The sequence below is a fragment of the Bradyrhizobium jicamae genome (genome assembly GCF_018130215.1).
In the GTDB taxonomy this organism is placed as follows: domain Bacteria; phylum Pseudomonadota; class Alphaproteobacteria; order Rhizobiales; family Xanthobacteraceae; genus Bradyrhizobium; species Bradyrhizobium jicamae_A.
This window is the reverse complement of the sequence record NZ_JAFCKQ010000002.1, coordinates 272,434-291,841: the sequence shown is the minus strand read 5'-3', so window position 1 is coordinate 291,841 and position 19,408 is coordinate 272,434. Positions and strand designations below refer to the sequence as shown.

20 protein-coding genes are annotated in these 19,408 nt (G+C 64.7%); 11 read left to right on the top strand and 9 right to left on the bottom strand.

What is annotated here, in order from left to right; genetic code table 11:
• Window positions 1-58: 58 nt before the first annotated feature.
• The 3 genes from JQ586_RS04390 to JQ586_RS04380 all read right to left on the bottom strand — a co-directional run bounded on the left by JQ586_RS04390 (window position 59) and on the right by JQ586_RS04380 (window position 1,547).
• The gene (locus JQ586_RS04390; RefSeq protein WP_212393262.1) at window positions 59-376 is read right to left on the bottom strand and encodes an EthD family reductase; all 318 of its coding nucleotides are present in this window, start codon (window positions 374-376) and stop codon (window positions 59-61) included.
• A 120-nt stretch (window positions 377-496) separates the two neighbouring features.
• The gene (locus tag JQ586_RS04385; protein WP_212393261.1) at window positions 497-1,009 is read right to left on the bottom strand and encodes a GNAT family N-acetyltransferase; all 513 of its coding nucleotides are present in this window, start codon (window positions 1,007-1,009) and stop codon (window positions 497-499) included.
• Between the two features lie 49 nt (window positions 1,010-1,058).
• A complete protein-coding gene (locus JQ586_RS04380; protein ID WP_212393260.1) occupies window positions 1,059-1,547 on the bottom strand; it encodes an NUDIX domain-containing protein in 489 nt (162 codons plus the stop codon).
• Between the two features lie 134 nt (window positions 1,548-1,681).
• Between JQ586_RS04380 and JQ586_RS04375 the strand changes: the two genes are divergently transcribed.
• Window positions 1,682-2,569, top strand: coding sequence for a metallophosphoesterase (locus JQ586_RS04375; protein WP_212393580.1), 888 nt, complete (start codon window positions 1,682-1,684; stop codon window positions 2,567-2,569).
• On the opposite strand, the gene JQ586_RS04370 is transcribed toward JQ586_RS04375, so the two are convergent.
• Complete coding sequence (locus tag JQ586_RS04370) at window positions 2,566-3,144, bottom strand: hypothetical protein (RefSeq protein WP_212393259.1); 579 nt, start codon at window positions 3,142-3,144, stop codon at window positions 2,566-2,568. The two genes, JQ586_RS04375 and JQ586_RS04370, sit on opposite strands and share 4 nt — an antisense overlap.
• A gap of 210 nt (window positions 3,145-3,354) precedes the next feature.
• Window positions 3,355-3,564 (bottom strand): hypothetical protein, encoded by a 210-nt coding sequence (locus JQ586_RS04365; RefSeq protein ID WP_139482122.1) that lies wholly within the window; start codon window positions 3,562-3,564, stop codon window positions 3,355-3,357.
• A 192-nt stretch (window positions 3,565-3,756) separates the two neighbouring features.
• On the opposite strand from JQ586_RS04365, the gene JQ586_RS04360 reads away from it, so the two are divergent.
• Window positions 3,757-5,199, top strand: a complete 1,443-nt coding sequence (locus JQ586_RS04360) for a short-chain fatty acyl-CoA regulator family protein (protein WP_212393258.1) — start codon at window positions 3,757-3,759, stop codon at window positions 5,197-5,199.
• Between the two features lie 14 nt (window positions 5,200-5,213).
• Here the strand turns inward: JQ586_RS04360 and JQ586_RS04355 are convergent, their stop codons facing one another.
• Window positions 5,214-5,471: an iron oxidase gene (locus JQ586_RS04355; protein ID WP_212393257.1), complete on the bottom strand. Its 258-nt coding sequence runs from the start codon at window positions 5,469-5,471 to the stop codon at window positions 5,214-5,216.
• A gap of 748 nt (window positions 5,472-6,219) precedes the next feature.
• On the opposite strand from JQ586_RS04355, the gene JQ586_RS04350 reads away from it, so the two are divergent.
• Window positions 6,220-7,143 (top strand): glycosyltransferase family 2 protein, encoded by a 924-nt coding sequence (locus JQ586_RS04350; protein WP_212393256.1) that lies wholly within the window; start codon window positions 6,220-6,222, stop codon window positions 7,141-7,143.
• Window positions 7,144-7,288: 145 nt separating this feature from the next.
• On the opposite strand, the gene JQ586_RS04345 is transcribed toward JQ586_RS04350, so the two are convergent.
• Window positions 7,289-8,716, bottom strand: coding sequence for a hypothetical protein (locus JQ586_RS04345; RefSeq protein ID WP_212393255.1), 1,428 nt, complete (start codon window positions 8,714-8,716; stop codon window positions 7,289-7,291).
• A 427-nt stretch (window positions 8,717-9,143) separates the two neighbouring features.
• On the opposite strand from JQ586_RS04345, the gene JQ586_RS04340 reads away from it, so the two are divergent.
• A complete protein-coding gene (locus tag JQ586_RS04340) occupies window positions 9,144-9,362 on the top strand; it encodes a hypothetical protein (protein WP_212393254.1) in 219 nt (72 codons plus the stop codon).
• A 249-nt stretch (window positions 9,363-9,611) separates the two neighbouring features.
• The gene (locus tag JQ586_RS04335) at window positions 9,612-10,910 is read left to right on the top strand and encodes an FAD-dependent oxidoreductase (RefSeq protein WP_249147264.1); all 1,299 of its coding nucleotides are present in this window, start codon (window positions 9,612-9,614) and stop codon (window positions 10,908-10,910) included.
• Window positions 10,911-10,941: 31 nt separating this feature from the next.
• On the opposite strand, the gene JQ586_RS04330 is transcribed toward JQ586_RS04335, so the two are convergent.
• On the bottom strand, window positions 10,942-11,271 hold the full coding sequence (locus tag JQ586_RS04330; RefSeq protein WP_212393252.1) for a DUF2147 domain-containing protein: 330 nt from the start codon (window positions 11,269-11,271) through the stop codon (window positions 10,942-10,944).
• A 231-nt stretch (window positions 11,272-11,502) separates the two neighbouring features.
• Here JQ586_RS04330 and JQ586_RS04325 point away from each other — a divergent pair, with 231 nt between their 5' ends.
• The 5 genes from JQ586_RS04325 to JQ586_RS04305 all read left to right on the top strand — a co-directional run bounded on the left by JQ586_RS04325 (window position 11,503) and on the right by JQ586_RS04305 (window position 16,100).
• A complete protein-coding gene (locus JQ586_RS04325) occupies window positions 11,503-12,483 on the top strand; it encodes an SPFH domain-containing protein (RefSeq protein ID WP_212393251.1) in 981 nt (326 codons plus the stop codon).
• Complete coding sequence (locus JQ586_RS04320; RefSeq protein WP_212393250.1) at window positions 12,476-12,697, top strand: hypothetical protein; 222 nt, start codon at window positions 12,476-12,478, stop codon at window positions 12,695-12,697. The genes JQ586_RS04325 and JQ586_RS04320 overlap by 8 nt, the downstream gene beginning before the upstream one ends.
• Window positions 12,698-12,803: 106 nt before the next feature.
• The gene (locus JQ586_RS04315; protein WP_212393249.1) at window positions 12,804-13,754 is read left to right on the top strand and encodes an aldo/keto reductase; all 951 of its coding nucleotides are present in this window, start codon (window positions 12,804-12,806) and stop codon (window positions 13,752-13,754) included.
• Window positions 13,755-13,884: 130 nt separating this feature from the next.
• Window positions 13,885-15,561: a carbamoyltransferase C-terminal domain-containing protein gene (locus tag JQ586_RS04310; RefSeq protein ID WP_212393248.1), complete on the top strand. Its 1,677-nt coding sequence runs from the start codon at window positions 13,885-13,887 to the stop codon at window positions 15,559-15,561.
• A gap of 128 nt (window positions 15,562-15,689) precedes the next feature.
• Window positions 15,690-16,100: a nuclear transport factor 2 family protein gene (locus JQ586_RS04305; protein WP_212393247.1), complete on the top strand. Its 411-nt coding sequence runs from the start codon at window positions 15,690-15,692 to the stop codon at window positions 16,098-16,100.
• 18 nt (window positions 16,101-16,118) lie between these two features.
• On the opposite strand, the gene JQ586_RS04300 is transcribed toward JQ586_RS04305, so the two are convergent.
• A complete protein-coding gene (locus JQ586_RS04300; RefSeq protein WP_212393246.1) occupies window positions 16,119-17,786 on the bottom strand; it encodes an ATP-binding protein in 1,668 nt (555 codons plus the stop codon).
• A 175-nt stretch (window positions 17,787-17,961) separates the two neighbouring features.
• Between JQ586_RS04300 and JQ586_RS04295 the strand changes: the two genes are divergently transcribed.
• Complete coding sequence (locus JQ586_RS04295; RefSeq protein ID WP_249147262.1) at window positions 17,962-19,296, top strand: lytic murein transglycosylase; 1,335 nt, start codon at window positions 17,962-17,964, stop codon at window positions 19,294-19,296.
• The last annotated feature ends 112 nt before the right edge of the window (window positions 19,297-19,408 follow it).

Here is a 19,408-nt window from a genome sequence, read left to right as displayed (position 1 = left end):
GACGCCTCGACCCCTGCCGTTCGCGGCAGGGGCACGGCTGCGCGCGGCGACCTCTAAGTCAGTGGCCGACGACGACTTCGCTGATCTGGATCACCGGCTGGAGGTCGGTGTAGTTCGCGATGTCGCCCATGATCTCCTTGGCGTGCGGTCCGAAGCCGGTCTGGAAGTCCTCGACGGTCTCGCAGAAGATGTGGCACATCCCGACATAGGTGGCGGGCGCGCCCGGCGCACCGCCGGCGAGACCCTTGTCGATCGTGTAGTATTTGCACTTGTCCCCGAGGCGCGCCTTCAGCAGCGGCATGTGCTTGTCACGGTAGTAGTCGTGGTCGAAGCGCGCGCCGGGATTGTTCGGATACATGACACTGACCTTGATCATCGCGCGCTCCCATTGATGTGACACCAGCCGGTTATGTTCCGGCGCTGCACATCGACTGTGCTTCAGTTTTCCGGAGCGTGCAACAGCGCAGAGCGCGGTTCCGATGGCGTCACACGAATGTCAGATCGCCTTGCTCCAGTCCGGCTGGATCGACCCGGACACGCCGTCGAACGCACCGTCCGCCAGCTCGAGCACGAGCAGGCGGCTGTAGTCGACCGGGCCCGGCATGGTCGCGCGCCCCTTCGGGATCGGCTTGAAGCCGACGCGCGAATAATATGGCTCGTCGCCGACCAGCACGATGAGCCGGTGGCCCCTGGCGCGGGCGTCGTTGATCGCGCGCTCCATCAGTGCGCGGCCGACGCCGCGGCTGCGGAACGGCGGCTCGACGGTGAGCGGCCCGAGCATCAACGCGGGCGTATCCCCGATCAGGATCGGCAGCTGCCGCACCGAGCCGACCAGCAGCGTGCCGATCCGCGCCGTGAACGACACGTCGAGCAGATGATCGACATGCTCGCGCAGCCGGTAGGCGCTGAGCACGAAGCGGCCGGGTCCGAAGGTGCGCTCGTGCAGGCGCTCGATCGCCTGGGCGTCCTTCGGGGTCTCGGGCAGAATCGTGAGGGAAAGGTCGTTCATGGTGAGGCGCGGGATAGCATTTGACGGGCGCGCGGTCCATCGTCCGCGTTCACCGCCATGTGACAGTCGACGGCTTGCCGTCGAGCACCTCGGCGATGCGCAGCCGCGTGCCCGGAGTGGTGTCGTCGGGCAGCGCCGAAGGGTCGAAGAAGCCGCAGGCCACGATCTCACGGTTCGGCTCCGGCAACCGGTCCTGCCGGAAGTGCCTGACCACATAGACCGCGACATGATCGCGCGGCGAGACGTGCCGGTTGAAGAAGATGCCGTGCAGCACCGGCTCGCCGACCATCTCGATCCGCCCCTCCTCGACCAGCTCGCGCCGCAGCGAGTCCAGAAAGCTTTCGCCGACCTCGACCCCGCCGCCCGGCAGGTACCAGCCACGAACGTAGCTGTGCTTGACCAGGAACACCCTGTTGTCGGCATCGAGCACGACGGCGCGCACCCCGAGCGTCATGCCGCGAACCAGCCGCCAGTAGAAATGAAACACCCGCCTGATCTGCGGCTCGAAGCGCTTGCGCGCCTCCTCAAGCAACGTCATCACCCCTCGACATCATCCTGTTTGATCCTTGCGCGGACGCGCGCCGCTTGCCAATACAGAGCCGGGCTTTCGGGATAGCACGACATGACCGCTTGCAGGCGATCTTTCACTGGCGATCCGAACCGGACCGGATGATGGTGGCATTCCGGCTCGCGCATCTGTCCGACCCGCATCTGCCGCCGCTTCCGGCGGCACGGCTGCGCGACCTCGCCGGCAAGCGCGCATTCGGCTACCTCAACTGGACGCGCAACCGCCACAAATATCATCGGCGCGAGGTGCTCGACGCACTGGTCTCCGACATGCAGGCGCAGCAGCCGGACCACGTCGCCGTCACGGGCGATCTGGTCAACCTGGCGCTGGACGCCGAGTTCAATCCGGCGCGGGAATGGCTCGAGGGCGTCGGCCAGCCCGCCGACGTCACCGTGGTCCCCGGCAATCACGACGCCTATGTGCGCGCGACCCGGCACCGCTTCGTCGGCATCTTCGGCGACTATCTGCGCGGCGACGCCGACGATACGCCGACCACCTTTCCATTCGTGCGCAGGCGCGGACCGGTGGCGCTGATCGGCGTTTCCTCGGCGGTGCCGACGCCGCCCCTGATGGCTACCGGCTGGCTCGGGCGCGCGCAGCTCGCGGAGCTGGAAGCAATCCTCGCGCAACTGTCGCAGGAGGATGCCTTCCGCGTGCTGCTGGTGCATCACCCGCTGCACTCCGACGGCCACGCCAAGCGCCTGACCGATTCGCACCAATTGCTGACGCTGCTCAAGCGGCACGGGGTCGAGCTGGTGTTGCACGGCCACGACCACATCCACTCGACGATGTGGTTCGACGGGCCGGACCGGAAAATCCCCGCGATCGGCGTGCCCTCGGCGTCGGCATTGGCGCGCAAACATTATCCGGCGGCGGCCTACAATCTCTTCTCGATCGAACGCGACGGAAATGCCTGGCGCTGCGAGCAGACCGTGCGCGGCCTCGACGGCGCGCGGCGGATCGTCGAACTGTCGGCGGCACGGCTGATCTAGATGTTCTTCAGGCTCGCATACAGCGCGAGGCCGAACAGTGCCAGCGCTCCCATTATGAAGCCGAGCACGAAGATGCCGAACCCGCCGCGGCGGCGCTTCGGCGCGACCACGGCCACCGGCAGCGGCGGGGGCTGCTCGGCGACCGGAAGCGGGGTTGCCACCATCGCGTGCTCGCGCTCGATCATGCGCCGCGCGACATAGTCGGTCACGGCATCGACGATCACGGGCACGTCGTGCGATTCGGCGAGCACGATGCGGCCGAACCGCGTGTCCTGCACGAAGCGGTAGATGCGCTTGTCGCGGCCCATCAGGATGTGCGCGACGACATCGATCCAGAGCCGCGGCGTCTCGCCCTGGCTGATGCCGCGGTCGAACAGGTCGACCTTCTCCGGCACCTGGTCGAACAGGGGATTGAGCGCGTCGTTGAGGATCTCGAGCCGCGCCACCTCGGCATCGCGCAGCTCGACGACGACGCCGGTGCGGTCCGCCGCCTCGATCCGCGCCCGCCGCAGCGCCTCGCGCAATGTCGGCCGCAGCTCGCGGGCCTCGTTGCCGGTGTTCTGCGGATCGGACATTCGTCGCGGCCTCGTGGTGACGGGTTTTGCTATGCATTAACCTATCAGCAACCATGAGCGCCGCAAAGGGCGTTTGTTCCCAAGGGGTTAGGCGATCGCTTATCCCCAGCCCAAGCCAAATGCAGGTGTCCCGAAACTGGACGGCCCCACCCGGGTGAACCGGATGGGGCCGCCGTCCTTGGGCCGTTTCTTGATTGATGACGTGAACCGTCAGGCCGAGACCCGCGAGGGCTCCTCGACGATGGAGAAGCGGACGCCGGCCTTGTGACGGTTCTCTTCCGAGACCTCGCGCCAGCAATCCTCTGCTTCCTTGCGGGTCTTGAACGGGCCTTTGACCTGGGCCGAGCCTTCCACGAGCTTGTGGAAGTTCATCGAGCCGAACTCGCCGCCGATCACCCAGAAGTTGCTGCCTTTGGTCATTGTCAGTCTCCTCTCGAGCGGGCTGCCTCGACATTCGTGACAGCGCGCCGCCAAATCCGTGCCAAGAGCTAACGCGAAACCGGGAAGTTCGTACAGATACCTTGTTTCCGAATGGTGATGTCATGTAACATACACACTTGTAATAAATGTCGATTTGTAAATTTTGTCACAAGTGATGCAGGAAGACCCATCATGCCGGCTGACTCCGCCAAAAAACTCTTCGTCGGGCCCCGCTTCCGGCGGATCCGTCAGCAACTGGGGCTGTCGCAGACCCAGATCGCCGAAGGGCTCGGCATCTCGCCCTCCTACATCAACCTGATCGAGCGCAACCAGCGGCCGGTGACGGCGCAGATCCTGCTGCGGCTGGCCGAGACCTACGACCTCGATTTGCGCGACCTCGCCACCGCCGACGAGGACCGCTTCTTCGCCGAGCTGAACGAGATCTTCTCCGATCCGCTGTTCCGCCAGATCGACCTGCCGAAGCAGGAGCTGCGCGACCTCGCCGAACTCTGCCCCGGCGTCACCCATGCGCTGCAGCGGCTCTACGCCGCATACACCGAGGCGCGCCGCGGCGAGACGCTGGTCGCGGCGCAAATGGCCAACCGCGAGGGCTCGCAGTTCGAGGCCAACCCGATCGAGCGGGTGCGCGACCTGATCGAGGCCAACCGCAACTATTTTCCGGAGCTCGAGACCGCGGCGGAGACGCTGCGCGACGAGCTCGACGTGCCGGCCGAGGGGCTGTTCACGGCGCTCGCCACGCGGCTGCGGGAAAAGCATTCGACCGTCACCCGCATCATGCCCGTCGACGTGATGCGCGAGACCTTGCGCCGCTTCGACCGCCATCGCCGGCAATTGTTGATCTCCGAACTCGTCGACAGCCCCGGCCGCAGCTTCCAGCTTGCGTTGCAAGTCGGCTTTGTCGAATGCGGCGCCGGCATCGATGCCATCATCGGCCGCGCCGGCCCGCTCGACGACACCGCGCGGCGGCTCTACCGCATCACGCTCGCCAATTATTTCGCGGCCGCCGCGATGATGCCGTACCAGGCGTTCCATTCTGCCGCCGAAGCGTTGAACTACGACGTCCACGTGCTGGCGCAGCGCTTCAACTCCGGCTTCGAGCAGGTCTGCCATCGCCTCACCACCTTGCAGCGGCCGAACGCGCGCGGCGTTCCGTTCTTCATGCTGCGCGTCGACAACGCCGGCAACGTCTCGAAGCGCTTCTCCTCCGGCACCTTCCCGTTCTCCAAGTTCGGCGGCACCTGCCCGCTCTGGAACGTGCATTCGACCTTCGACATGCCGGATCGCCTGCTGAGCCAGGTGATCGAGCTGCCCGACGGCACGCGTTATTTCTCGATCGCGCAGACGGTGCGACGCCCGGTCGCGCCCTATCCGCAGCCGCAGCCGCGTTTCGCGATCGGGCTCGGCTGCGAGATCCGCCATGCCGCGAAGCTCGTCTATGCCACCGGCATCGATCTTGAGAAGGCCGAGGGTACGCCGATCGGCGTCAACTGCCGGCTCTGCGAGCGCGAGAATTGCAGCCAGCGCGCCGAGCCGCCGATCACGCGCACCCTGATTCTCGACGAGACCACGCGGCGGGTGTCGTCGTTCGCATTCTCGAACGCACGGGAGTTGTGAGCCGGAACAACCGGCTAATCCACCGCCGCAAACGCCTTGCACCAGCCATCCTTGCTGATCGCGCCCTCGACCACCTTGCAGCCGTCGGGCGCAACGAACAGCGAGCAGAGGCCGCAGGAGTAGATGCCATTCGGCGTCTCCTGATATTCCGCCTGCGGCTTGGTCATCTTGTCGGATGCAGATGCGGTGCGAAGCAACAGCGTCGTGGGGAGTCCGGCAATTGCAGCACCGATGAAGGCACGCCGCGATTTTCCATTTTGTAGTTTGACCATGATGCTCACCCCACGCGTCGTCCCGGCGATGAAACATGCGTTCGCGTTCTCACGGCATTATCCGCCTGAGCTTTGCATCTCGTTCCGCCCTCTCCTCAAGCAGAGGGCGCAGGGAAAGCCGGGTGCCGATCGCACCCATGGGCCCGGTGCAAATAAGGTAGCACCGGGGTAGGACCACAGGTGTAACCGGAACAACCCGGCTTTCCCTGCGCGATGGGTTACGGCTTATACGTGCTCGCCCCGGCGAGACTGGGCTCTTTTGTCACCGTCTCGCGAAGATGCTTTCGCATCTCGCGGGAGACACCTGCCACTAGGGCGTCAGGCCTGCACGATTTCACCGTCCGCCGTGCGTGCACTCGTCAGTTGCGCACCCGGCGTCCACCGCATCCCACCACGACGTTCGTGACGATCGCGAAGCGCCCCTCGAGCGGGTGAGACGGGAAACTCTATACACCGATTTGTCGTTACGATAAACCGAAATATTTTTTCGCGGCCCGCTTGACAGATTTTCGGTTGACTCGCCCGTCGGGCAAAATCCTCTTCCTGGGCGAGCGACCGGATGGCTCCGTTGCCGAGACCAGGCTGGATCAGACTTGCAGTCGGCAAGGTCAGGCTGATAAAAATCGAGCTGCACGCACGCAACGTAGCAGTGTTCAACCCGAACTTTATATGGTGATGCCTGCACTGGACCGCGGAAGCTCCGGCTTATTGTCGGTTCGAGCAATGCTGCAGGCTCTATAGTCCGGCCATGAAACAACAAAGTGTGGCGGTAATCCTCCCTTGTCGCAATGAAGAGGCGGCCGTCGGCGCCACGGTAACAGCATTTCGTGCGGCTTTGCCCGACGCTGCCATTTATGTCTTCGATAACAATTCGACCGATAATACCGTGAATGTAGCTCGTGCTGCTGGCGCGATAGTTCGAACCGAACTGACGCCAGGAAAGGGCAACGTCGTCCGCCGGAGTTTTGCAGACATTGACGCCGACATCTATGTGATGGCCGACGGCGACGCGACCTATGACGCAGCGGCTGCACCGACGATGATACGGGAGTTGATCGAATGCCGGCTGGACATGGTGGTAGGCGTGCGAAGTTCGATCGCCGACGCGTCTTTTAGGCCGGGTCATCGCCTGGGCAATGCGATCCTCACTGGAATGTTGTCGTATATCTTCGGTCGCTCGTTCAGCGATGTCCTCTCGGGCTATCGCGTATTCTCGCGCCGATTCGTAAAAAGCTTCCCCGCTCTCTCGGAAGGTTTTGAGGTGGAGACGGAGATCAGCATCCATGCTCTGGGGTTGCACATGCCAGTGGCCGAGATCGGGACTGCTTACAAGGTACGGCCGGAAGGTTCGAAGTCCAAGCTCTCCACATTCCGCGACGGCTGTCGCATTTTCCTGACCATCCTGATGCTGTTTCGAGTTGAAAGACCGATGCTTTTTTTCGGCATGATTGGCACGTTGCTCGGGTTCGGTTCGACCGTGATCGCGATACCTCTTGCCGTCACGTATGCCAGGACCGGCTTGGTGCCGCGTCTGCCCACCGCCGTTCTTTCGACAGGACTCATGATACTCGCCTTCCTTAGCTTCTTCAGTGGAATAATCCTCGACACTGTCGTGCGTGGCCGCCGCGAGTTGCGGCGACTTGCCTATTTGGCTTTGCGGCCTCCGGAATAAGTGACGTCACTCATTCGTCTTGAGCTTGCTCTGCAAGGACGGCTTTCTTCTAAAGACGGCTCCCTGGTTCAGGAGGCTGCCAGCATTGCGGCGCCAGAGCGATGCGCTCGCATCTTCGGCGCGCAGGGGTTCGCGAATGATGCGGTTAGGCCCTCCGCAGCCATGCGATAATTTCGACCAGTTCAACGGCAAAAAGGGACAGCATGAGGCCGACCATCGGCACTTCGGGAATCAGGTATCGCCAGACGTCGAGGGTGTGGGCGGCGGCGGCGGTCCCGATCGAGGCCGCCCACATCACGATGACGATACCTCCGCGCGTTGAGAATCCGGGGCGCCAACGCCACACGGCAGTCACTGTCCAATATGTGACTGCAATGACGAACGCGATGGACAAGGCCCTGAACAGATAGGCGGAGATGACCGGGAGATCGGCCAGCAGGCCGATTCGAACTGGTCCGCCCTGCAGATCGATCGGCCGAGCTGCCCGGCCATGCCGCGTCATGATGTCGGACACGTGCGGCACATCGTCGGTCGACACCGGTATGGCAGGGGCGAGTCCGTAAGCCGGCCATGCGACCGTAGCCCCATAGGCAATCTGGCGGACGACCTTGCCCGCGTACGCCAGCGGCCGGTCGCGCACGGCGGCCAGGAAGATGCGCCGATAGGCGCTCGCCGCGCCGTCGGCATTTTCGGTATCGCCGGCGACGTCTCGATCCAGTGCGGTGTCGAAGAGACACGCGTCGCCGAAGAACCCGAGTGCCGGCCACCGACCCGGCTCCGCCGCGAAGTCCGCGGCAAGCCGCGCCATCGTGGCGTCGGCGCGGTCCCCGGCCGCGGACGCGATCTCGCGTCGCGCCGCATCGCTTGCGAGCACGATGTTCAGGTGATTGCAGAACAGTGTCTTGGGGACGAATACGACCGAGGCTTGGTCGGAGTTGGATGCCCCGAACCGGGAACCGACGGCAAGGAGCCCCAGCGCTGCCGCGACGGACAGGGCAATCACGATAAGGCGTCGGGAGGTGTCTGGCCGGGCGAGGCTCGCGCCCACCAGGACGACGACGATTGGGACCAGGATTCCTTGCGATCTGAGGCACGCCGCGAGAGCCGCGCACAGGATCGAGGCAGCGACCGCGAAGCACCGTGCGGTTTTGCCGACGCAGGTGGCAACGAGCAATCCGATCATTGCGAGATTGAGGAAGACCGCAAAGAGAAGCTCCGAGGTGACGACGTTCCTGAACAGCAGCAGGCCCGGATACGCCGCCACGAGGATGATCGGCACAAGCCCACCGGCGTTGCGCGTCGCGGTCTGAACGGTTAGTGCGAGCGCCAGCATCAGGATTGTCCACGCCGTCTGCTGCAGGCGCACCACCGTCGCGAGGTCACCCCCAAACGCGAACGTCGCGGCCAACAACGCCGGGTAACCCGGATCGCGCCCGCCCGCCACGGTCGGCCGTCCGGCCTCGAGCGTACGAAAGGCAGATTCCACGAAGGGTGGCGTGTCGCCCCAGATGGCCGGGACCGCCGGCCTGAACGACGCGACGATCACCACCAGCAGTGCGGCCCACGCCAGCACGGTCCATGGCCACGGGGACCCGACGCCGCCCAGGGAGGCCGCTCCGCCCGTTGTACGCGCTGGAGCTTCGCGCTCCGACCGCACCATCGCCTCCTGCTGAAATGAAGCCGCAGGCCTGCACGATTTCACAGTCCGCCGTGCGTGCACTCGTCAGTTGCGCACCCGGCGTCCACCGCATCCCACCACAACGTTCGCAAGCGCCCCTCGAGCGGGTGAGACGGGGAAACCTATACACCGTTTTTTCGTTCCGATAAACCGAATTATTTTACACGACCGCTTGACAGGTTTTCGGTTGACTCGCCCGTCGGGCAAAATCAGTTCCCCTGATCGCGGAATTTTGTAGCGGTCTGGCGCCGGAACCCGGCGCCATCGCAAAAGTTAGTGTCGCGGCAAGGGGGCGGTTGCATACGAACGCGACGGCAGAGCAATGAAGAATTTTCCGGATGCTGAATTTACACCTGAGGTGATCGACCTGATGACGCGGGCCTTGAACTCCTCGGTGGCGACGCTGCCCGATCCCGTCAACACCGCGCAAATCAACGTGATCGCGGAATCGATCCTGCGCACGGCAAACGAGGGCGAGCGCGAGCTCGGCGCATTGCAGCGGATCGCGCTGATGGAGCTTGCGCTGGCACCGCGCAACTAGAGAGTGGAACGTGCGAAGTCGCCTATCGGCCCATCGCGTCATTTTGCGTGCCCGCAGCAATCAGGGCGATTTCGGGTCAAAGCGAATATCGCGTGATGGGCACGACCGACTGGCTCGGTCCCCCCGTTTCGGACGCGAAGGCCCTTGTCCCTGACTGCTCGATCGACTGTAATGTGCGTCGATCCGGGATCCGGTGCGATTGGTGAAAGCATCATGGCACGCACGGGGGATGAGCGGCCGAGGCAGGAGTTGAGCGCAGACGTCCTCGTCGTCGGAGGAGGCGCGGCCGGCCTCGCTGCGGCCTGTACCGCCGCAAGAGCAGGGGCACGCGTTCTCCTGTTGGAAAAATACGGTTTCTGTGGTGGCGCAGCGGTGGCCGGACTGTCGGGTACGGTCTGCGGTCTGTTCGCGGCGACGGACAACCGGACGTCCGCTCCGCAGCGGGTTGTATTCGGATTCGCCGATCGCTTCCTCGACGTGATGAAGATCAGAGGCGGAGTGACCGATCCCGTCCGCTACGGCAAGACCTTTACGCTGACACACGATCCGCTCGTCTGGCGTGAAGCGGGAGACTATCTGCTTGCGGAGGCGGGTGCCAGGATCCTGTTTCATACCACCGTCGTTGACGTGCTCACGGAGGGCGAGAACGTCACCGGTGTGGTCGCCTGGACCAAGCAGGGACGCTTCGACATTCGCGCCCAGATCACGATCGATGCGAGCGGCGACGCGGATGTCGCAGCACTGGCCGGTTTCGAGACCTTCGTTGGCCGCGACGGTGCCGTGCAGAACCCGACCATGATCTTTCGCCTGATGGGCGTCGACGTCGAACGCTTCCGCGCACACTATGGCGACGACACCATCCTGGGTGACGAAGTCTCGCAGATGATCCGCAACCTCCACAACAGCCGCGAATACCACTTGCCACGCGCCAAGGTTTTTCTGTTTCCGACACCACGGCCGAACGAACTGCTGTGCAATTGTACGCGCGTCATCGGCCGCGACGGCCGCGAGCTCAATCCCCTGCTGGTAGAAGACATCACGGAGGCAGAGATCGAGGGGCGCAGGCAAGTGCGCGAGTATGCGCGCTTCTTCAGGGATCGCCTGGTCGGTTGCGAAAGCTCCTTTGTCAACGATACCGGCGTTCAGGTCGGTGTCCGCCAGACGCGACAGATCAGGGGCATGGAGGTGCTCACCAACGATGACGTGGTGTCCGGCAGAAAGCGCAAGACGTCGATCGCACGCTCGGCTTGGCCGATCGAGCTTCATTCCGGCGAAAAGCCCAGGCTCGAGTGGCTGCTCGACGACTATTATGACATTGCCTACGAGAGCTTTGTCCCGGTAAGGGGCGAAGGGCTCCTGGTGGCGGGACGCTGCCTGTCTGCCGAGCATGAGGCCATGGCCTCCGCGCGCGTGACGGCGCAGTGTTTCTCCTACGGTCAGGCAATCGGCATGGCTGCCGCAATGTGCGTTCAGGGCGGCACATCGCCGCGAGCCTTGAACGTTTCAGATCTGCGCGAGGCCCTGCACAGGGATGGCGCAGTGATCTGACTTGCGGAAACCAGCCGATGCGGGCCCCCCGCTACTTCTTGTTCCAGGTCTGGGTCTTGCAGAACACGCTCATCGCGCAGCCGGTCAGTTCGAGGGTTGCGCCTGACAGCTTGGCCGATCCTGAATAGGTCCGGTCGTCCTGCGGGTCGGTGATCGTGCCGGCATATTTCCCGTCGCCCGCGGCCTTCATCGTGCCGATGGTCTTGCCGGCAAACTTGCCGGTCTTCAGCGTGATCGTGCCGCCGGAGATCACAGCGGTCTCACCGCTGGCAGTGATCCAGGCGCCGTCGATCGAACCGGCATGGGCGGCTCCGGCGGCCATCACAAACGCTGCGGCCGCGAGGGAGAATCTGCGTATCATCCTTGTTCCTTCCAATCGGGCTGAAGGCGTCATGATGCGCGAGCAATCCCCTCCGCACGGATCAGCCTGATCCCCTGAATCCCAAGCCTTGGTTAGACCTATCGCCAAGCCACTGTTTTGGCGATCGAATTCGTTACCCGGCAACAGGCTCCGAACGGTACCATTGTGCGCTTGCTGATTTTTTGATATCAAAAAATATCAGCAATTGTGCTGAGTAATAGGGATGCTCCCATGACCATCCAAGCCCCTACCGGTTCGTCCGCGATCAGGGTCAACACCCGTGTGGAAGACCGCCCGGCCATCGTCGTCGGCAGCGGCTATATCGCGCTTCTGATCGGATTCGCCTGTCTCCTCCTTTCCGTCTACACGGCTTATGGCGCCTTCTGGCGCAACGGCCAGGTCTCGTGGCTGACACTGTTCTGCGCGCTCTGCCTTTTCCTGATTGCCGTGTTGTTCGCCGGCGCAATCTACACGTTGCAGCCGAATGAAAGCGCCGTGCTGACGCTGTTCGGGTCCTATGCCGGCACCGATTCCGCGCCGGGGCTGCGCGCGACGATCCCGCTGTTTCACGCCCGAAAGGTCTCGCAGCGCGTCCGCTACAATGAGTGCGAGAAGCTGAAGGTCAACGATCTGATCGGCAACCCGATCGAGATCGGCGCCGTCGTGGTGTGGCGGGTCGAGGATTGCGCCAAGGCGATCTTCCAGATCAACGACTATGCCGATTTCGTCGGCGCGCAGACCGAGTCGGCGCTGCGGCACATCGCCGGACGCCATCCCTATGATTTCGACGAAGCGAGCTCGCATCCGGCGAGCGATGCGGCCGCGACGCCCGAACGGGAGGCCGCACGAACGCTGTCGCTGCGCGAAAGCGGTGACCAGGTCACCAACGAGCTGATCGCCGAGCTGCGGGACCGCCTCACGATCGCCGGTGTCACCATCGACGAAGCCTGGATCAACCACCTCGCCTACGCACCCGAGATCGCGCCGGTGATGCTGCGACGCCAGCAGGCGAGCGCCGTGATCGCCGCCCGCAAGCTCGTCGTGTCGGGCGCGGTCGAGATCGTGAAGGAGGCGCTCGACAAGCTGCGCGAGGAAACCGACATCGATCTCGATCCCGAACGCAAGGCGGCGATGGTGTCGAACCTGCTGGTCGTGCTGGTCTCCGACAAGGACGCCACGCCGGTCGTGAACACCGGGACGCTGTATGCCTAGGCGCGGCCGCCCCAAGGGACCGGACAAGGAGCCGGTCCTGCTGCGGCTCGGCAGCCCGCTGCTGGACGTCCTCGATCGTCTGGCCGCCGCGGAATTGCGTTCGCGCCAGGGGCAGATCGAAAAGCTGCTGCACGAGGCGCTGATCCGCCGCGGTGCCTGGCCACCGAAGGCGGTGGAGGAAAACGAGGCGGACGACACGCACGATGCCGGCTGAGAGATCGTGAGCAGGCGGGCGTAGCAATCATCAGATGTTGCAAATGAGGGCAACCTGCCCCAGTGTTCCGTGGCCAGCCCCCAACAAGAACAAGCGAAAGAAACTCATGAAGCATCGTCCGCTCGGCCGTTCCGGCATTTCAGTTCCTCCCCTGTGCTTCGGCTGCAACGTGTTCGGCTGGACGGTGGATGAGGCGTCGTCGTTCCGCCTGCTCGACACCGTGCTCGAGCACGGGCTGACGTTCCTCGATACGGCCGACGTCTATTCGCGCTGGGTGCCGGGCCATCACGGCGGCGAGTCCGAGACCATCATCGGCAAATGGATGAAGGCACGCGGCAACCGCAACCGCGTCATCCTCGCCACCAAGGTCGGCATGGACATGGGCAACGGCAATGTCGGGCTGAAGGGCGACTACATCGCGCGCGCCGTCGAGGATTCGCTGCGTCGATTGCAGACCGACCACATCGACCTCTACCAGTCGCACAAGGACGACGAGACCACCCCGCAGGAGGAGACGCTTGCGGCCTATGAGAAGCTGATCAAGGCCGGCAAGGTCAGGGCGATCGGCGCGTCGAACTTTTCCGCCGAGCGGTTGCAGAACGCGCTCGACATATCCGCGAAGAACGGGCTTCCACGCTACGAGAGCATGCAGCCCGAATACAGCCTGGCGGAGCGATCGAGCTACGAGGGCGCGCTGCAACGGGTCTGCGTGGACAATGATCTGGGCGTGATCACGTTCTTCTCCCTCGCCGCAGGATTCCTCACCGGCAAGTATCGCTCGGAGGCCGACTTCGGCAAGAGCCCGCGCGGGGCGCGCAGCATTCCGAGATACATGAACCCGCGCGGCATGCGCATCCTGGCCGGCCTCGACGAGGTCGCGGGCGAAACGCGCTCCGAGCCTGCGGCCGTCGCGCTCGCCTGGCTGATGACGAGGCCGGCCATCGCGGCACCGATCGCCAGCGCGACCAAGCCCGAGCACGTCGCAACGCTGGTTGCCGCGACCGGACTCGAGCTGACGGCGAGCCAGATCGAACGGCTGACCACGGCGAGCGCATAGGATGAGGCGGCGCTTAGCGCCGCTTCCCGAACCGTCGGTCCCCGGGTCGAACCGCAGCCTCGATATCCCCTGACACGTCCGGACACATTGAGTAATGTTCCGCGACGGCCAGGCTGATCGGGAGTTGCAGGTGAACGTTCTTGGAATCAACTCGGTGTATCACGAGTCCGCCGCTGCGCTGCTTGTCGACGGCAAGCTCGTGGTGGCCGTCGAGGAGGAACGGTTCAACCGCATCAAGCACGGCAAGCAGGCCGACTTCGACAATCCCCATCAGCTGCCGGAACGCGCGGTCCGTTTTTGCCTGAACCATGCCGGGCTCACCGCACGCGATATCGACCATGTCGCATTCTCGTTCGATCCCGCGGCGCGCCGGAAGCGATATCGGTCGGAATGGTGGGATCCGCGGCTGGAGGAGACGTTTCGGTTGCGCCTTGGCCAGGTGCGTGGGGCCATCGACGACCTGCTGGGACGCTCGCTCGGGCAACGGCTGCATTTCGTGCCGCATCACCTGGCGCACGCCGCATCCGCGTACTTCCCTTCGGGCTTCGATCGCGCGGCCATCCTCACCATCGACGGCATCGGCGAGACTGCGGCCTCCTCGCTCGCGAAGGCTGTCGGCACCGATATCAAGACCGTCGAGACCTTCGAGTATCCGCATTCGATCGGGTTCATCTGGGAGGTGTTCAGCGGCTATCTCGGCTTCTCGCACTACGACGCCTCGAAGGTGATGGGGCTCGCGGCCTATGGCGATCCGGAGGTCTACCGCGAGCAGTTCCTGTCGGTCATGCGCGCCGACGAGGTGAACTACGGGGTGGCGCGGGAGTTTCTCGGCACGCACCCGGACCGGTTCGCCAGGATGGAAGCCATCTTCGGGCCGCCGCGCTACGAGGACGCCGAGATCCTGCCGCGGCATGCCGACATTGCAGCGGCATTGCAGGTGGCAACGGACGCTGCGGTGACGGCGGCGGTGCGGCGCGTCAAGCGCAGGGTGCCATCGGACAATCTCTGCCTCGCGGGCGGCGTCGGGCTCAATTGCGTGACCAATGAAGTGGTCCGGCGATGCGGCGAGTTCGCCAATGTGTTCATCCCCTCCGCTCCGCACGATGCCGGAACTGCGGTCGGCGCCGCCTTTGCCGTGCATTGCGCAAAGGACAAGCGTCCACCCGAGCGCGGCAACGCGACGCCGTATCTCGGGCCTGCGTTCAGGCGGAGCGAGATCCTGGCTGCGGTGAAGTCGGCCGGCCTCAGGGCGCGGCGGAGCAAGTCTCCGGCGCGCGATGCCGCCGGCATGATCGCCGGCGGCAGGATCGTCGCCTGGTTTCAGGGCCGCATGGAGTTCGGGCCGCGGGCGCTCGGCAACCGCTCCCTGCTCGCCGATCCCCGGCGGCCGGACATGCGCGCGATCCTCAATCAGAAGGTCAAGCACCGGGAGGATTTCCGTCCCTTTGCGCCGAGTGTGCTGGCCGAGCACGCCGCGGAATGGTTCGAGATCGGCATGCCGACCGCGAGTCACGAATTCATGCTGTTTGCATGTCCGGTGAAACCGGACAAGCGCGACCTCATTCCCGCGGTCCTGCACAAGGACGGCAGCGCACGCGTGCAGATCGTCAGCCGCAAATCAAATCCGCGTTTTCACGAGTTGATCTCGAGCTTCCATGCGACGACCGGCGTGCCGCTTGTCGTCAACACGTCATTCAACGACAGCGAACCCATCGTGTGCACGCCCAATGATGCGATCGTTACGTTCCGCAAGTCCGGCATCGATGCATTGTTCATGGACGATGTGGTGCTGACCGCGCGGGGGTGAACTTGTTTCGGGATTGGCGGCGCCTCGCACACCAAAAATCGGAAACAATGACTTTCCATTCCTTCCATTTCGGAAGCCAGGCGGCGACCGCATCATCAAGGGGTCCACCAGCACGAAGGAGACCTACGATGAACGACCATCGCGGGAACAGCGCGCCGCCGTCCCCCGGCGCGGATGTGGGCGCGATCGCAACATTGCTCAGCCGCAACCTGCCGGAGGTTTTCGGCGAAGGCGACGCGGCGCGCAGAAGGGCCGCCATCGCCGAGCTCTATACCGAGGACTGCGTACTGTATGTGCCGCCCGGCATCCTCGTCGGGCGCGAGGCGCTCGACAAGTTCGCCGGCGACCTGCGGGCGACGCATCCGCATTACGTCTACACGCCGCATGGCGCACCGCAGGTGCTGCACAATTCGGCGCGCCTGGCCTGGGGCTCCGGTCCGAAAGGCCAAGCGGCGGAGTATACGGGCGTGGATTTCATCGTCGCGCGGGACGGCAAGATCGCGGCGCTTTACGTTTTCCTGGACTCGCCTCCGGCGTGAGAGGGACGCGTTACGGACTCATCCCCCCACCGCGCTGCCCGCCGCCACGCGCGCGGTGATCAGTTCGCCCTCGCGGAGCGCGATGCGCAGCATGCGCGCGAGCTCTGCGCGGCTGTACGGTTTGGCGAGGAACAGGATGCCCTCGTCGAGCTTGCCGTCGCGGTCGATCGCATTCTCGGTGTAGCCCGAGGTGAACAGCACGGGTAGCCCGGGCCGCCGCTTCTGCGCCTCGGTGGCGAGCTCGCGCCCGTTCATCAGCCCGGGCATGATGACGTCGGTGAACAGGAGATCGACCGGCGCGCCGCCTTCCAGCACCGCGAGCGCCTCCGGCCCATTGCTGGCCGACAGCGTCGTGTAGCCGAGGCTCTCGATCTGGGTCAGCACATAGGAGCGCACCAGCCTGTCGTCCTCGACGACGAGCACGATCTCGTGCGCGCCGCGCTGTTCCGGCCTGCGCGGGTCGGCCCTGGCGGGCAGCGACGTCACGGCGGCACGCGGCAGATAGAGCAGGACCTCGGTGCCGCGGCCGACCGCGCTGTCGAGCACGATGTGGCCGTTGGACTGCTTGACGAAGCCGTAGACCATGCTGAGCCCGAGGCCGGTGCCCTTGCCGACCTCCTTGGTGGTGAAGAACGGCTCGAACACTTTCGCCAGATCCGCTTCCGCGATGCCCTGCCCGTTGTCGACCAGCGCGATCGCGACATAGTCGCCGGCGGCGAGCCCGTCATGGCCGCGCACGTCATCCGGCCTCAGCTCGGCGGCGCGGGTCTCGATCCCGAGCCTGCCGCCCTTCGGCATCGCGTCGCGCGCATTGAGCGCGAGATTGATGATCGCGGTGACCAGCTGGTTGGAATCGACCAGCGCGCGCGGCAGGTTCGGCGCGCCGCGGAAGTCGATGTCGACCTGGTCGCCGATGGTCGGCCGCAGCAGCTCGATGGTGTCGACCATCAGCGCATTGACGTCGACGTCGGTCGGCTGCAGCGGCTGCTTGCGCGCGAAGGCGAGGAGGTGCCGGGTCAGCGAAGCGCCGCGCTCGGCGGCATCGCGGATCAGGGATGTGATCTCGGTGAGCGCGCGGTTGTGCATCACCGCTTCGGCCAGGATGTCGATCGTGCCGGTGATGACGGTGAGGATGTTGTTGAAGTCGTGCGCGATGCCGCCGGTGAGCTGGCCGACCGCCTCCATCTTCTGCGCCTGGCGGATCTTGTTCTCGTTGGCCTCGGCCTCGCGGAACCGCTGCAACAGGATCTCGGAATGCTGGCGCTGCCGGCCCTCTTCCGCAAGCGCGACATGCGCCTCGCGCAGCTGCGCCTCGGTCGGGATCGCCAGCACCTTCGGGATCAGCGGCCACAGCATGATCGCGGTGAAGATCGAGGCGATCGCGGTCAACGCCTTGAGCAGGCCTTCGAGGCCGTAGATCGGCACCCACAGCGTGTAGATCGAGAACACATGCGTGAGCCCGCAGAGCAGGATGAAGGCGGCGAACAGCCAAGCCACCCAGCCGAACTGGAAATCGCGGCGCTTGGAGACGACGATCGCGAGCGCGAACGGGATCGAGAAGTAGGAAGCGGCAATGATGGCGTCGGACACCACGTGGAGCCAGATCAGCTCTGGCTCCCACAACAGGCAGATGCCGTGAGGCGAAAGCGTCGACGAATCCAGAAGACGCTCGAGAAAACTCCACATGGGTCCCTCCGGGCGTGATCGATCCGCCGACACCCCTGCCCGCGAATCACCTGCACCGATGATAGCGGCGGGCAATCTCCCTGCCGAAGCCCAATTGGTCTATCCCGTTGTTGCCCGGTGTCGCCCTGGTGTATGCAGAGCGGGCCTTTCCCTCGATGACCTGCCGGTGACCTCGATGCCAGTATCTTTCCTGCGCACCCCGATCATGATCGCAGCGACCATGGTCGCGCTGGCGTGCCCGTCCGTTGCCTCGGCGCAACAGCCGTTGCCGGTCCCCGTAAAACCCACGCCTGCCAAGCCACGGGTGGCGGCGGTACCGCGCGCCGCGTCGTGCCACGATGGCGCGAGCTTCGATCGCTTCCTCGCCGAGCTGAAGCAAAAGGCGGTCGCGGCCGGCGTCTCGCAGCAGACCATCGCGGAGGCCTCGCCCTACCTCACCTATGACCAGGGCATCGTCAATCGCGACCGCGGCCAGCGCGTGTTCGGCCAGATCTTCACCCAGTTCGCCGGCCGCATGGCCGCGAACTATCGAATGCAGCAGGGCCAGCAATACATCAGGACCTACGCCGCCGCGTTCGCGCGCGCCGAGAAGGAATACGGCGTGCCGCCGGCGGTGATCGCCGCGTTCTGGGGACTGGAGAGCGATTTCGGAGCCCAGATGGGCAACCTGCCGACGCTGAAATCGCTGGTGTCGCTGGCCTATGATTGCCGCCGTTCCGAGATGTTCCAGGGCGAGACCATCGCCGCGCTGAAGATCATCGATCGCGGCGATCTCGCACCGGAGGAGATGATCGGCTCCTGGGCCGGCGAGCTCGGGCAGACGCAATTTCTGCCGACGCATTATGTCAACTACGCGGTCGACTACGATGGCGACGGCCATCGCAATCTGTTGAGCAGCGGGCCCGACGTGATCGGATCGACCGCGAACTACATCGCCAACGGATTGAAGTGGCGGCGCGGCGAGCCGTGGCTGCAGGAGGTGCGCGTGCCGCAGGCCCCGGATTTTCCGTGGGACCAGGCTGATCTCACCATCAGGCTGCCGCGTTCGAAATGGGCCTCGCTCGGCGTCACCTCGGCCGACGGCAAGCCGCTGCCCAATGACGAGATGCCGGCCTCGCTGCTGCTGCCGATGGGCCGGATGGGACCCGCATTCCTGGCCTACGCGAATTTCGCCGCCTATACCGAGTGGAACAACTCGCTGATCTATTCGACCACCGCAGGCTATCTCGCCGGCCGCATCGCAGGCGCGCCGCCGATGCAGCGGCCGCGTGGGCCCGTCGCACAACTGCCGTTTGGCGAGATCAAGGAGTTGCAGGGCCTGCTGGCGCGCGCCGGCTACGATGTCGGCAAGGTCGACGGCGTGCTGGGACAGGCGAGCCGCAGCGCCGTCAAGGCGATGCAGATCAAATACGGCCTGCCGGCGGATTCCTGGCCAACCGCGGAATTGCTGGCGCACATGCGCGGTCCGCGCGCGCAGCCGACCGAGGCCGCGATGCCGGGGATGCGTTAGGCGTTCGTGCTCCTTCGCTCTTGCGGGGAGAGCGTTGGGGCGAGGGCTCCTCTCGCCGCGAGTGTTGCGCGTAGTAGGACCTGTCCCCCTCACCCGGATCGCATCTTGCGAT